Raw genomic sequence first — 14,277 nt, 5'->3', positions numbered from 1 at the left:
GAGGAGGAGGCGGGGGCAGAATGCGCGTCTCGATTGGCGCATGGCGCTGGGGCGGCAACGTGCTGCCCTTCATGCCGTACATCAGCCCCATAACCGCAAAAATATGCAGAAGAACAACCACGACCACGATGGCGGCCAGAATGGCGCCGCCCATCCTGAACACGTAATTTGCCGAGCTTTTCTGCCGCTCGCCGTCGACCATACCCGTCCCTCTCCCGTGGCTACCTACACGACTCAAAAAATCGACCATCTGCATTTATGCAGATATGTGAAGCATACACACGCAGCATGGACATAAGCCCCTGCCCCGCGCTGACGACGCATTAATCGGTTTTCCGTCTTTTTCCTGAATGCAATTGGGCTATCTGAAACCGAAGATGTCAAGGGTGCCCCCTGTGACGAAGCCCGATATATATGAAAATAATTATCATATGCAACATATGCATATAATGTAACCATACGGAACCGCCTCCGGCGGTTCCGTACACGCCCCGGCTTACTGGGCCGAAGCGCTGGCTTCCGAACGGGTAGCGCCCACGCGCATGGCCAGAGAGGCGGCCATGAAAACATCCAGCCCGCCATCCAGCACGGCATCCGGGTTGCCGGTTTCCACGTTTGTACGCAGGTCCTTGACCATCTGATACGGCGCAAGAACGTAAGAGCGGATCTGGTGACCCCAGCCGATATCGGTTTTGGCGGCTTCTGTTGCAGCAGCAGCGGCTTCGCGCTTTTGTAGTTCTGCTTCGTACATACGGGCACGCAGCATCTGCATGGCCGTTGCCCGGTTACGATGCTGCGAGCGGTCGGTCTGGCAGGCCACCACAATACCCGTGGGGATATGGGTAATACGAATGGCGCTGTCCGTTTTGTTAACGTGCTGCCCACCCGCACCCGATGCACGGAAGGTATCCACCTTGAGGTCGGAATCGTTGATTTCGATCTCGATCGTATCGTCAATCACCGGATAGACCCACACGGAGGCAAACGAGGTCTGCCGCCGGGCCGCCGCATCAAAAGGCGAAATCCGCACCAGACGGTGCACGCCCGCCTCGGTCTTGAGCCAGCCATAGGCATTGGGGCCAGAAACCAGAATGGTAGCGGATTTCAGCCCGGCCTGTTCGCCTTCGGAGCTTTCAATCAGCGTGACCTTGTACTGATGCGCCTCGGCCCAGCGCGTGTACATGCGCAGCAGCATCTGGGCCCAGTCCTGAGCCTCCGTGCCACCGGCCCCAGCATTGACTTCAAGATAGCAGTCATTGCTGTCGGCCTCGCCCGAAAGCAGGCTTTCGATTTCGCGCCGCTTGGCTTCTTCCGCCAGTGCGCGCAGGCTGGCGACACCATCGGCCACCAGATCGGCATCACCTTCCATTTCGGCCAGCTCGACCAGTTCGCAGGTATCGCTCACATTGGTTTCAAGCTGGAGAACACCCTCGATCTGGTTGGCCAGCAGGGTGCGTTCGCGCATCAGTTTCTGCGCGGCCTCGGCATCATTCCACAGGTCGGGGTCTTCGGCGCGGTTGTTCAGTTCCGCCAGTCGGGCTTCAGCGACATCCCAGTTAAAGATGCCTCCTCAGCAGCGCCACGGACTGCTTGATCTGGTCGTTAAGGGCTTCTGTCTCGGCAGACATGGGGCCTGGTCTCCATGGGTTCGGTCAGTAAAGGGCGCAACGCTGCCCGGCGGGCCTTCAATAAAGGCCCCCCATGCCAATGTCACCCCCGGAAGAAGGCTGGGCCGCATGCCCGGCCCCTTCAGACGGGCCACCGCCGCCGCCAGCCCCGACCGAAGCACCAGAGGGTGCGCCAGTCGCGGCCATATCGCTTTCGGAATCGGGCATGTTTTCAGCCCCCGTATCCGCCGCCGTCAGCTCACGCGAACCATCGGCCAGATACAGGCTTTCGCCGGGGATCTGCCCATCCTTGAACGCATCGATCCCCACACCGCGCCCGGTGTCATACTGTACGAGCATAACGCCTTGGGGCACGGGGAAATCGAGCCGCGGCTGTCCGGCCAGAGCCACCTTCATCACCTTGTTCCAGATCGGCCCGGCAATAGCCCCGCCGGTTTCATTACGCCCAAGAGACTGCGGCGTATCGAAGCCGAACCAGACAACCGTAACCGTATCGGGCGTATACCCAGCAAACCACGCATCGTTAAAATTCTGGCTGGTGCCGGTTTTACCGGCCACAGGCACATCTATGCCCTGCCCGGCCAGCATGCCGGTGCCGCGGCGGATGACATCCTGCAACATGGAGGTGATCTGGAACGCGCTCTGCTCGCTCGCCACACGGGGCCTGTCGTCACGCAGCATGGGCAGGCTGTCGGGTGAAAGCAGGGTGGGCGATGCATCCGACACGGTGGGCGTTGCGGTAGCCGGAGACAGCGCGCCAGTTGCATCCGCCGGCACCTTGTCGGCCGGAGCCGCATCCGTGGCACCCTGTACATCGGCCTGAGCAGGCTGGGCCGCGAGTGTCAGCCCCGGTGTGCGCCACAGAACCCGGCCCTGCCGGTCCTGCACGTCATCAATCAGGGTGGGGGTGATCCGCCGCCCGCCCGAGGCCAACGTTGCATAGGCCCCGGCCTCTTTCAGCACCGTGGTTTCCACCGCCCCGAGTGCTGCGGGCAGAACCTGCGGCATGCTGTCGACCAGCCCCAGTTTGATTGCCATGTCAGACACGGATTTCATGCCGATATGCGCGGCCAACCGGATGGTGACGAGATTGCGCGATTCTCGCAGGGCGTCATGCAGGGTGGTCGCACCCCAGAAGTCCTTCTCGTAGTTGTTCGGATGCCATGTGCCGTAAGAGACAGGCGAATCCTCAAACTCCTGCGAGGGAGAAATACCCTGCTCCATAGCGGTCAGATACACGAAGGGCTTAAAGGATGAGCCGGGCTGGCGCAGGGCCTGCGTGGCCCGGTTGAACTGCGAAGCCTGAAAGGACCAGCCGCCCACCAGAGCCAGAACACGCCCGGTATGAGCATCGAGCGTGACCACGGCCCCTTCCACCAACGGCACCTGCATCAGCGCAGCGCGGCCACCGGCTGCCTGTGGTTCCACCATGACGACATCGCCATTATGCAAAGGGTGGCTGCGCCGTGCCCATGTCAGATCCCGCGCGAGCAGCAGGGCCTCCTGCGCGGCACCAGCGGGAGAGGCCGGCTCCGCCGGGGAACGGCGCACGACGCTGCTTTCAAGCCAGCCTACACGGCCCTTGGCCGCATCCAGCACCACGGCCAGCCGCCACTGATCAATAAGGCCTACCGGGGGTGTCTGGGCTGCAAGGGCCTTGGTCCAGTCCGCCTGCGGGGTTTCGGGGCCAATATCGGGCAGGGTCCGCAACGCGCCCTGCCAGCCTCGGTGGGCGCGGTCATAGGCCAGCAGGCCCTGCCGCAAAATACCCTGCGCCGCGCGCTGGAGCGGCAGGTCAAGACTGGTGTGCACGTCCAGACCGCCCTGCATGGTCATGTCCTGACCATAGCGCTCGATCAGTTCACGGCGCACCTGCTCGGCAAACCATTCAGAACCCGGGGCCGGGCCGGGCCGGACAAAAGCGCGTGTATCCAATGGCTCGGCGGCAGCCGTATGCGCGGCTTCAGGCGTAAGCGCGCCAATATCGGCCATGCGCTCCAACACCCAGTTCCTGCGGCCACGCGCGGCATCGGGAAAGCGCTCGGGATTGTAATTGGTGGGCGATTTAGGCAGCGCCCCTAAAAACGCGGCCTCGGCATCATCAAGCTGGTCGAGCGGCTTGTTGAAATAGGTCTGGGCCGCGGCACCAATGCCATAGGCCCCGTTACCGAGGTAAATTTCGTTCAGGTAGATTTCGAGAATCTTTTCCTTGGGCAGAACCTGCTCCACCCGCATGGCCAGAAACGCTTCCTTGGCCTTGCGCTTGAGCGACACCGCATTGGTGCCCAGCAGCATGATACGCGCCACCTGCTGCGTAATGGTGGAAGCCCCGATAGGCCGCCGCCCCTTGCCGCGCGTAAGGTCTGTCAGGCCCGCGCGCAGGATGGCTGCGGGGTCCACACCATTATGGGTCCAGAATTTCTGGTCTTCCGCCGCGATAAAGGCGTTTTTCACCTTATCCGGTATGGCGGTGTAGGGCACAAAAATGCGCCGCTCGTTCGCCAGTTCTGCCACGAGCTGGTCATCCTGCGCATACAGGCGGCTCATAACCGGCGGCTGGTAGGAACGCAGGCCCTCCACCGTAGGCAGATCGGCCATGATGCCCTGATACTGGCCCCACAGCACAATGCCGCCACCAAGCCCACCCGCCAGCACCAGAGCCGCCGAGGCGCCAAGGAACTTACGCAGGGTGCGCCGCCGCAGGCCACGCCCGCCACTGCGCTGCGCCGCCTTGTCCGGCTGCCGGCCTAAATCTGCCGTCTGTGTATCCTGGCCAGAGGAAGAGCCCGTGTCACCGGAAGGTGGAGTGCTTGTCATGTGGCTTCTTTACCATTAATCCTGCGGGTGCGTCTTCCCCCTCCTGCCGATTGTCTCCACAATCATGGCGACATTCGGACTGAGCGCCACACGCCCTCAGAACGAAACGCGGCAAAAAGGCCATGGCGTTCGACTACCCGCCGCTGATCGAACCCGCCTGAATTGGAACAACACGCCTGTGAACGCCGTTCTGCACCCCCTCATTCATGAACATGATATCAGAATCGTTGCGGTTGCGGCCCTTCTATGCGCTTGCGGCGCGTGGGTCACCACCGGACTTTTCAACCGCTATCTGATTAGCCCGCCCCACCACAAAACCCGCTGGCTGGTCAAAACCGCCCTGATTGCCGGCACAACTGTCTGGTGCACGCATTTCATCGCCATGCTGGGCTACAGGCCGGGGGTTGCGGTCGGGTTTTCCCTTGGCCTGACCGGCTTTTCGCTGCTGATCGCACTGGCGGGCAGCCTGTGCGGTCTGGCCATTGCCGGGTGGCGGTGGAACAGCGCTCCGGTCCGGTTGGTGGGTGGTACGGTCATGGGGGTGGGAATTGCCAGCATGCATTATGTTGGCATGCTGGCCTACCGGGTGCAGGGCACCATGGAATGGAACATACCCTGCCTTGTCCTGTCCGTCGTGCTGGCGATGGTACTTGCCTCCGGGGCCTTTCTGGTCGGGGGCGAGAGCGAGCGGCAGGTGCAACGCACGGGTATAATGACAGCACTGCTCATGCTGGCCATTATCAGCCTGCACTTTACCGGCATGCTGGCACTCAGCATCACACCCTCATCCGTTGCCGGGCATTTTTCATCGCCTGAAACATTCCGCGCACTGGCGCTGGTCACTGCGGGGCTGGCGGGCATTATCGTGCTGAGCGGGCTGAACATCGCCCTCATGGACCACCGCAACGAGCGCGAACACAAACGCCTGCTGCACATGATTGACGATATGCCCGTGGCAGTCATGACGGTCGAGCCCGACTCCTTACGCATCAACTACGCCAACGCGACCTCGCGCAAACTGATCTGCAGCATCGAGCACCTTTTGCCGGTCAAGGCCGAAAACCTGATCGGCACCTGTATCGACATCTTCCACCGCCACCCCGAGCACCAGCGGCGTATTCTGGCCAACCCCGATAACCTGCCGCACAACGCGCGGATCAGTCTGGGCAGTGAAATTCTTGATCTCAAGATTTCCGCCATCAACGACAATAACGGCCACTACCTTGGTCCCATGCTCACATGGGCGCTCGTAACCAAGGAAGTGGAGGCGGAAAACCGTATTCTGCATCTGGCGCGCTATGACAGCCTGACGGGCCTTGCCAACCGCAACACCTTCCATGATCTGCTGGAAGCACGGATTCACTCCGGTTCGACCGAACTAAGCCTGCTGTTTATTGATCTGGACGGGTTCAAGCTGGTCAATGATACCCACGGCCACCGCGCGGGTGACACCCTGCTGCGCGAGACCGCCCGCCGCCTGCAGGCCCTGTGCGATGACCGCAGTAAAAACGGATGCCGGGTATCGATCTGCCGTCTGGGTGGCGATGAATTCGTCATCATGTCGGAAAGTAACGACCCCGCCTTTAACGAAGAACTGGCCAATACCATAATCCGCTGTGTGGAAGAGCCCTACAGGCTGGCCAGAGACCTGCATGTGCGTGTCAGCGCATCGGTGGGCATAGCGCTATGCCCACAGCATGGTACCGATAGCGAAACCCTGCTGTCGCGCGCGGATATTGCACTCTACGCCGCCAAGGATGCGGGCAAGAACGACTTCAGGTTTTTTGCCGATACGATGGAGCAAAACCTGCAGGACCGCCTGCGCCTTGAAAACGAACTGCGCGAGGCACTGGTTACGGGCGAGAGCCTGTTCGTATTCTATCAGCCCATCGTCAACGCCCAGACCAACGCCGTTACCGCGCGTGAAGCGCTTATCCGCTGGCATTCGAGCGAACAGGGCTGGATTTCCCCTGCCGTTTTCATTCCCGTGGCTGAACAGACAGGCCTGATCGAACGGCTGGGGCAGCTTGTGCTGCACCGCGCCTGCCGTGACGCCGCATCCTGGCCGGATGAGGCGCGGGTGGCGGTCAATATTTCCGCCGCCCAGCTTGGACAGGGCACACTGGCAGGCCTGATAAGCACCGCCCTGCAAGCCTCAGGCCTACCCGCCACACGGCTGGAAATCGAAGTGACCGAAACAGCGCTGGTCAATGACGAATCCCGCGTGATGGAAGAACTGCATCAACTCAGGGCAATGGGCGTGCATATCGCGCTGGACGACTTTGGCACGGGCTATTCCTCCCTGTCGCATATCCGCAGCTTTCCGTTCGACAAGATCAAGATCGACGGCTCCTTCGTGCGCGATTCCACCACCCGCCCGGACTGCGCTGCGGTGGTGCGCGCCATTGCCGATATCGGCCATCGCCTTGGCGTGACCACCGTGGCCGAAGGGGTGGAAACGCAGGAGCATCTGGATGCGATCCGGGCCGAAGGCTGTCAGGAAATACAGGGCTATGTCTATGCCCGGCCCGAGCCCGAGCCCCATGACCGCGAGACCATAGACCGCCTGAACGCGCAGAAAACCAAACCCGCCGCATAACGCCCATCACTCATGGCGGCATGTCCCCGGCCCTGTTCTGGCCGGGGTTTTGGGTCAGCCCAGCATGTCACCCAGAAGCCGGGCGGTATAATCGACCACCGGCACCACGCGGCCATAATTGATCCGCGTGGGGCCGATCACCCCGATGGCCCCTACAATGCGATTGGCCTCGTTGCGGGCCGGGGCCATGACCACCGACATGCCCGTGGTGCCGAACAGCCCACTTTCCGCGCCAATGAAAATGCGTACACCCTCGGAATTTTCCACCAGTTCGAGCAGGCGCAGCATGGTTTCCTGCGCCTCCAGCCGGTCAAACAGCGACTGGATAGCCAATAGCCGCTCCTGCCCGTCCACATCAGCCAGCAGGCGTGACTGCCCGCGCACGATCAGCGTGCCGCCACTTTCCGCCCGGCCACCATTCCAGATGGCCAGTCCGCTTTCCACCACCTCGGCCGCCAGACTATCCAGTGCTGTGCTGTCCTGATCCATATCGGTTGCAACCCTGCGGCGCAGGTCGCTCAGCGAGACGCCCATGGCGCGTGCGTTCAGATAATTGGCGGCCTCCACCAGTGCCGAAGGCGGCATACCGGGGGGCGTTTCGATCACGCGGTTTTCCACATGGCCATCAGCCCCCACCAGCACCACCAATGCGCGGTTACTGCCCAGCGCCACGAACTCGATATGCTTGACCCCGCCTTCGCCCTTGGGGGCGATCACCAGCCCCGCCGCACCAGACATGCCCGCCAGCAGGGCCGAGGCCTCCGACAATGTATCCTGCAAGGAACGCCCCAGCGCTTCGAGCGACTGGTCGATGACCTTCTGCTCCTCATCAGACAGCGCGCCGAACTGCAAAAGCCCGTCCACAAACAGGCGCAATCCCGCCTCTGTTGGCAGACGCCCTGCGGAAATATGGGGGGCGAACAGCAACCCGGCCTCTGTCAGCGAGGCCATGACATTACGGATTGTCGCGGGCGAGAGCGGTAGCCCCAGCCTGCGCGCCACGGTGCGCGAGCCTACGGGCTCGCCACTGGCCACGTATTCCTCCACCACCTCGCGCAGGATGGTAGCGGCGCGTGCATCCAGACCGGGCGGCAGGGAGGGGCGAACAGGCAGCAGGCCACGCATGGTCGTCGTCATCGCTTTCGGCTCTCCTTCATGCCGCCTGCTCGGCTCGCCTGCCGATACACCGCACGGCAGGCAGCACAATGTCCGGCAGTTTGCGGTTACGCCGCCGGATTGCGGGGTTTCTTGATTGTCCTATACCGTGCCACAGGTAGCCTGCCACTGGCCGCCTGACCCGCGCCAGATAAAACATGACCCGCAAAGGATAGACCCCGCATGACCAAACCCCGGCTCGAACGTGGCAGCCGCCTTGTACTGGCAACCCATAACGCGGGCAAACTGGCCGAGTTCAAAGCCCTTATGGCCCCCTTTGGCATTACCGTTCTCTCCGCTGGAGAACTGGACCTGCCCGAACCCGAGGAAACCGCCACGAGCTTTGCGGGCAATGCCGCTATCAAGGCGCAGGCTGCGGCAGAGGCGGCCAAGCTGCCTGCGCTGGCAGATGATTCGGGACTGTGCGTGTCAGCACTCGGCGGTGCGCCGGGCATTTATTCCGCCCGCTGGGCCGGGCCGGACAAGGATTTTCCCGCCGCCATGCAGCGGATTGAAGAGGGTATCGGCGCGGATGAGCGCAACGCATGGTTTACCTGCGTGCTGTGTCTGGCGTTCCCCGATGGCACGACCCATAGTTTTGAAGGCCGTGTGGAAGGCGAGATCGTCTGGCCGCCGCGTGGGGCGGCCGGGCATGGCTATGACCCGATTTTCCAGCCCGAAGGCGAAACCCGCAGTTTTGCCGAAATGAGCGATGCCGAAAAAAACGCGATCAGCCACCGCGCCCGCGCGTTCGAGGCCTTTCGCGCAACATGTCTGGCCTGATCTATTAAAACCCTGTCGGCGGTAAGACGCCGACAGCCGTTTTTTTAAGCGGAACGGCTGATTATGCGCCCGCCTTGCGCGGGTGAGCCAGTTCGCGCACTACACCGTGCAGGGTGCGCAGTTCCTGTTCCGTGACTTCGCCACGGGTAAAGAAATGGCGCAGGTTGCGCACCATGCCGGGGCGTTTTTCCGGGTTGCGGAGAAAACCGCAATCATCCAGTTCACGCTCCAGATGAGCGAAGAAATTCTCAAGCTCGCCCTTGGTGGCCACATGGGTTTCGTTGGTCATGAGCGCACGAGGGGGCGTGCTGTCCTCGGTCATCCACCATTCATACGCCATGATCATGACGGCCTGCGCCAGATTGAGCGACATGAAAGCCGGGTTGAGCGGGTAGCGGATCAGCGCATCCGCGCGGGCCATGTCCTCGTTATCCAGCCCGGCGCGTTCGGGGCCGAACATCAGCCCCACCTTGAGCCCGCGCTGGGTGGCGGCGCGCAGTTCGGCCGCACCACCACGCGCAGTCATGACCGTTTTGACCACATGGCGCGGGCGCGGGCAGGTGGCATAGACATGGTGCAGGTCGGCTATGGCGTCATCCACCGTTTCATGCACGGTGGCGGCGTCCAGAATCCTGTCAGCCCCTGAAGCGGCACGCCAGGCGCGCTCCTGCGGCCAGCCGTCACGCGGGGCCACAATCCGCATGTGAAACAGCCCGCCATTGGCCATGGCGCGCGCCGTGGTGCCGACATTTTCGGCCATTTGCGGGCGCACGAGAATAACCACAGGCGTATTGCCCATGGGTTCAAGCGGTGCGCCGCCGTCACGCCCGGTCATGCGCGCCTCCAGCTTGTACCCTCTCGGGTGTCTTCCAGTATAATGCCCTTGGCCTGCAATTCATCACGCAGGGCATCGGCACGGGCAAAGTCACGCGCCTTGCGCGCGGCCAGCCGCTCGGTAATGAGCGCGTCAATGGCGGCATCATCCTCGCTGGCAGCACCCCGGAACCATTCGCCGGGGCTTGTGCGCAGCAGGCCCATGAGGCCGGCACCCTGCCGCAGCGCCACCGCTGCCTCGTGGCTACCGGCAAGGGCGGCATCGGCCAGTGCGTGCAGTTCGGCTATGGCCTTGGGGGTATTCAGATCATCACCCAGCGCCGCCAGCACACCGTGGGGCATGGGAGCAGCGCCTGACGCATCACCCGCCGCATCCGTAACACCACCGGCTTCCAGCGCGCGGTAGAAGCGGTCCAGCGTGCGTCGGGCTTCGGCCAGTCCGGCCTGCGTGTAATTGAGGGTGGAGCGATACTGCGCACCCAGCAGCAACAGGCGCAGGGCCTCCGCCGGGGCCTGAGCCAGCACATCGCGGATGGTCAGGAAATTGCCCAGTGACTTGGACATTTTCTCGCCATCCACCAGCAGCATGGCGTTATGCACCCAGTAATTGGCAAAACGCCCACCGGGGAAGCAGCACAGGCTCTGCGCGCGCTCGTTTTCATGATGGGGGAACAGAAGATCCGACCCACCGCCATGAATATCGAAGCTGTCGCCCAGATAGCGGTGCGACATGGCCGAGCATTCGATATGCCAGCCCGGACGCCCCCGGCCCCATGGGCTATCCCAGCCCGGCTGGTCGGCATCGGACGGTTTCCACAGCACGAAGTCGCCTGCCGCTTTCTTGTAGGGGGCGACCTCAACCCGCGCACCGGCCTCAAGCTCATCAGGGTTGCGGCCTGACAGCGCACCGTATGAGGCAAAGGAGCCAACCGAAAACAGCACATGGCCCTCGGCCTCGTAGGCGTGACCGTTTTCGATCAGCCGGGCGATCATGGCCTGCATTTCGGCAATGTTATGCGTGGCGCGCGGTTCGATATCGGGCGGCAGCACGCCAAGGGCCGCGAGATCGGCATGGAATTCCTGCGTGGTGCGCTGTGTCAGGGCGGCAATATCCTCGCCATTGGCGCGGGCGCGGGTCGTAATCTTGTCGTCCACATCCGTGATATTGCGCACAAAGGTCACGCGCGGGTACAGGTGGCGCAGCAGCCGCACCAGCACATCGGCTGTCAGCATGGCGCGCAGGTTGCCGATATGCGCCAGATCATACACCGTGGGGCCACAGTAATAGACCGTGACATGCTCGGGGTTGAGCGGCACAAACGGCACGGTGGCGCGCCGCTGGCTGTCATGCAGGGACAGGGTCGGCTGTGATCTTTGCGGTGCGTCAGACATGAACGCCTAATTGCGCCAGCCGTCGGGCCGATGCAAGACGCCCCGCCGCCAAAAAAGCATGAGCACGCGCAAAAACAGGGCTTGACGGAATAGCGGGATTTTCGCTTATAGTCCCGCCCTGTGCGTAAAAGCGCCGTGCCCTTATAGCTCAGTGGTAGAGCAACCGCCTTGTAAGCGGTAGGTCGTGGGTTCAAATCCTACTGGGGGCACCACTTTTTTTCCCTACCTTGCAAACCGGCATTGCGGCCGATTCGGCCCATACGGGCCAGAAACAAGGTAGACTGCCGGGCTTTAGCTGGCCCGCCAGCCATCCTGCCTGAGCGCCACACCCGCCAGATACAGGCTACCACAGATCAGCACCCGGCCACGCGCCTGCCCATCCACCACCGCCTGCGCGGCAATGTCAGCCAGTGCACGAACCAGTGTGGGGCCAACCTGCGCCCGCCCGCCCGAAGCTCGCACGATCTCTTCCACCGGCAGGGCCAGATGCTGCTCCGGCTCGCTAATGGCCCACAAGCCCGTGGCAAATGGCAGCACAGGGCCAAGAAAGCCCGAGGCATCCTTGGTCTGCTTCATGCCCACCAGCATATGCAGCGGTGCATCCGCCCAGCCGGGCAGCGCACCAGCCAACGCCTCGCCCGCACCGGGGTTGTGCCCGCCATCGAGCCACAGCTCCCACCCTGCTGGCAGCATGGCCGCCAGCGTGCCGTGCAGGCGCTGCATGCGCGCAGGCCATGAAACCCGGCCCACACCCTGCCAGGCCGTATCAGGCACGTTCAGGCCGGATAGCCGCAGGGCCTCCACGGCCAGACCAGCATTTTCGCACTGCCATGGCCCCGGCAGCGAGGGAGCTGGCAGCGTGAGCGTGCCAAGGCGGTCTGTCAGGCGCAGGCCAGCGGCACCACTCAAGCTGCCACTGCTGTTCGTGCCTACCTCACCCTCGCTCGGGGCTGTGGCCGGCAGGATTTCCACCGTCCATTCCAGCCCCCGGCAGGCTAAAGGTGCGCCCAGCTTCGCCGCTTCAGCCCGCAGCACGGCCAGTACCTCGGGGTGCTGGTAGCCAGTTACCACCGGCACACCGGGCTTAATGATCCCGGCTTTTTCCATGGCAATGGCGGCCAGCGTATCACCCAGAAACGCCTCGTGATCACGCGATATGGCGGTAATCACGCATGCGGCGGGGCGGGTGAGCACGTTCGTAGCATCGCACCGTCCGCCCAGACCCACCTCGATAATGACCAGCTCGGCAGGGTGACGGGCAAACAGCACGAAACCGGCGGCTGTCAGTACCTCGAACACAGTAATGGGCGCGCCATCATTGACCCGCTCGATTTCCTCCAGCGTGGCCACCAGTTCAGCCTCGCTGACCAGTTGCCCCGCAATACGGAAGCGCTCCGTCACATCCACCAGATGCGGCGATGTCATGACATGCACGCGCCAGCCCGCAGCCTCACCCAGCGCGCGCAGGGTGGCGCAGGTGCTGCCCTTGCCGTTGGTGCCCGCCACATGGATAACCGGCGGCAGTTTGTTTTCGGGGTGGCCCAGACGGGCCAGCAGCGCCTGCAACCGATCCAGCGACAGATCAATCAGGGCTGGATACAGCCGGTTCAGCCGCTCCAGAATTTCGCCGGGGCGGCCAGTAAACTCGGTCATGGCCGCAGCCCCCTGCCCGGTGGCCACGGGGCGCTTACTCCGCTGCCCGTGCGGGTTCCGCCTTCTGGGGCGGCGGCGGGGCCGTTACGTCGGCCGGGGCGCGCATCAGCAAGCCGATAACCCGTGCCAGTGTCGCGGGGATATCCTTACGCGCCACCACCATGTCCAGCATGCCGTGGTCAAGCAGGTATTCAGAGCGCTGGAAACCCGGCGGCAGTTTTTCGCGCACGGTATCCTCGATCACGCGCGGGCCTGCAAAGCCGATCAGGGCATTGGGTTCGCCAATCTGCACATCGCCCAGCATGGCGAAGGAGGCCGTAACCCCGCCGGTGGTGGGGTTGGTCAGCACCACAATGTAAGGCAGGCCCGCATCACGCAGCATCTGCACCGCTACCGTGGTGCGCGGCATCTGCATGAGGCTGATAACGCCTTCCTGCATGCGCGCTCCACCCGAGGCGGTAAACACCACCAGAGGCGATTTCTGCAAAATGGCCAGTCGCGTGGCGGCTACAAAGCGCTCGCCAAAAGCAGCGCCCATGGTGCCCGCCATGAACTCGAACGCCATAACAGCCACAACGGCGGGGTGCCCGCCAATAGTGCCATGCGCCACCGCGAGAGATTCGTCCTCATGGCTTTTGGCGCGGGCGTCTTTCAGGCGGTCGGTATATTTTTTCTGGTCGCGGAAGCCCAGCGGGTCCACCGGAGCCTGCGGCAGTTCGATCCGGCTGAACACCCCGTTATCGAACGTCCATTTCAGGCGGTCGGCCACAAGGGCGCGCATGTGGTGGCCACAATGCGGGCACACGTTGCGGGCCTTGCGCAGCTCCTTGCTGAGCAGCATCTGGTTACAGGACTCACAGGTGGTCCACAGATTATCCGGCACCTCACGACGCAGAAGGCCGCGAAGTTTGGGACGGACATATTCGGTGATCCAGCTCATCGTAAACCCTGTGCCTGCGCTATGATTACTGTCGACCGGAATGCGGCCCAAACGCCTGCATTACGCTGGCCGCGCCATTCTGCCAAGCTTTATGGCGCGACCGTACTGCCTGTTCAGGCTGCGGATTCAACCCAAGCCTTAAGCTGGCTCTTGGGCAGAGCGCCCACTTTCGTGTCCACAACCTTGCCATCACGCACGAGCATCAGTGTCGGAATGCTGCGCACGCCATAGGTGTTGGGGGTAAGCGGATTCTCGTCGATATTCACCTTGGCGACCGTAACCTTGCCCTGCAGGTCACGCCCGATTTCCTCAAGGGCCGGGCCGATCATCTTGCACGGGCCGCACCATTCAGCCCAGAAATCAACCAGCACCAGACCAGATGCCTTGAGGACATCGGCCTCGAAGCTGGAATCGCTGACAGCCAGAGTATGTTCGCTCATGTTCGGAATTTCCCTGCTTTAGAAACGCCCCACGGG

At 62.7% G+C, this 14,277-nt stretch carries 11 protein-coding genes, 1 tRNA gene and 1 pseudogene; 4 read left to right on the top strand and 9 right to left on the bottom strand.

Going from position 1 to position 14,277, the window contains the following annotated elements; translation table 11 throughout:
- The 3 genes and pseudogenes from ABF757_RS09110 to ABF757_RS09100 form a co-directional block, all read right to left on the bottom strand.
- A pseudogene (locus ABF757_RS09110) lies at window positions 1-202 on the bottom strand (energy transducer TonB); the annotation flags it as partial.
- A 294-nt stretch (window positions 203-496) separates the two neighbouring features.
- Window positions 497-1,628, bottom strand: a protein-coding gene (gene prfB / locus ABF757_RS09105) for a peptide chain release factor 2 (RefSeq protein ID WP_415481889.1) whose coding sequence is annotated in 2 segments (ribosomal slippage) — window positions 497-1,558 and window positions 1,560-1,628 — 1,131 coding nt in all. Because the reading frame shifts where the segments join, the coding sequence is not laid out codon by codon here.
- 57 nt (window positions 1,629-1,685) lie between these two features.
- Entirely contained in the window at window positions 1,686-4,445 is a 2,760-nt protein-coding gene (locus tag ABF757_RS09100) for a penicillin-binding protein 1A (protein WP_415481888.1), read from the bottom strand.
- A gap of 178 nt (window positions 4,446-4,623) precedes the next feature.
- On the opposite strand from ABF757_RS09100, the gene ABF757_RS09095 reads away from it, so the two are divergent.
- Entirely contained in the window at window positions 4,624-7,044 is a 2,421-nt protein-coding gene (locus ABF757_RS09095; protein WP_415481887.1) for a bifunctional diguanylate cyclase/phosphodiesterase, read from the top strand.
- Between the two features lie 54 nt (window positions 7,045-7,098).
- Here the strand turns inward: ABF757_RS09095 and hrcA are convergent, their stop codons facing one another.
- Window positions 7,099-8,181 (bottom strand): heat-inducible transcriptional repressor HrcA, encoded by a 1,083-nt coding sequence (hrcA, locus tag ABF757_RS09090; protein WP_415481886.1) that lies wholly within the window; start codon window positions 8,179-8,181, stop codon window positions 7,099-7,101.
- Here hrcA and ABF757_RS09085 point away from each other — a divergent pair.
- Both ABF757_RS09085 and rdgB read left to right on the top strand, forming a co-directional pair.
- Window positions 8,168-8,296, top strand: a complete 129-nt coding sequence (locus ABF757_RS09085) for a hypothetical protein (protein WP_415481885.1) — start codon at window positions 8,168-8,170, stop codon at window positions 8,294-8,296. The two genes, hrcA and ABF757_RS09085, sit on opposite strands and share 14 nt — an antisense overlap.
- Before the next feature lie 86 nt (window positions 8,297-8,382).
- Window positions 8,383-8,982 (top strand): RdgB/HAM1 family non-canonical purine NTP pyrophosphatase, encoded by a 600-nt coding sequence (gene rdgB / locus ABF757_RS09080; RefSeq protein ID WP_415481884.1) that lies wholly within the window; start codon window positions 8,383-8,385, stop codon window positions 8,980-8,982.
- Window positions 8,983-9,043: 61 nt separating this feature from the next.
- On the opposite strand, the gene ABF757_RS09075 is transcribed toward rdgB, so the two are convergent.
- Window positions 9,044-9,817, bottom strand: a complete 774-nt coding sequence (locus tag ABF757_RS09075) for an RNA methyltransferase (RefSeq protein WP_025861456.1) — start codon at window positions 9,815-9,817, stop codon at window positions 9,044-9,046.
- On the bottom strand, window positions 9,814-11,208 hold the full coding sequence (gene cysS, locus ABF757_RS09070; protein ID WP_415481883.1) for a cysteine--tRNA ligase: 1,395 nt from the start codon (window positions 11,206-11,208) through the stop codon (window positions 9,814-9,816). Before cysS ends, ABF757_RS09075 begins: the two co-directional genes overlap by 4 nt.
- A gap of 137 nt (window positions 11,209-11,345) precedes the next feature.
- Here cysS and ABF757_RS09065 point away from each other — a divergent pair.
- A tRNA-Thr gene (locus ABF757_RS09065) sits at window positions 11,346-11,420 on the top strand.
- A gap of 79 nt (window positions 11,421-11,499) precedes the next feature.
- Here ABF757_RS09065 and ABF757_RS09060 read toward each other — a convergent pair.
- The 3 genes from ABF757_RS09060 to trxA all read right to left on the bottom strand — a co-directional run bounded on the left by ABF757_RS09060 (window position 11,500) and on the right by trxA (window position 14,241).
- Entirely contained in the window at window positions 11,500-12,861 is a 1,362-nt protein-coding gene (locus tag ABF757_RS09060) for a bifunctional folylpolyglutamate synthase/dihydrofolate synthase (RefSeq protein ID WP_415481882.1), read from the bottom strand.
- A gap of 34 nt (window positions 12,862-12,895) precedes the next feature.
- A complete protein-coding gene (accD, locus tag ABF757_RS09055) occupies window positions 12,896-13,801 on the bottom strand; it encodes an acetyl-CoA carboxylase, carboxyltransferase subunit beta (RefSeq protein ID WP_415481881.1) in 906 nt (301 codons plus the stop codon).
- Between the two features lie 113 nt (window positions 13,802-13,914).
- Entirely contained in the window at window positions 13,915-14,241 is a 327-nt protein-coding gene (gene trxA, locus ABF757_RS09050; RefSeq protein WP_025861785.1) for a thioredoxin TrxA, read from the bottom strand.
- Between the last annotated feature and the right edge of the window lie 36 nt (window positions 14,242-14,277).

Origin of the sequence: Acetobacter papayae (assembly GCF_047721125.1) — a bacterium.
GTDB classification, from domain to species: Bacteria; Pseudomonadota; Alphaproteobacteria; order Acetobacterales; family Acetobacteraceae; genus Acetobacter; species Acetobacter papayae.
The sequence above is the reverse complement of the archived record's forward strand: the minus strand, read 5'-3'. Positions and strand labels throughout refer to the sequence as shown.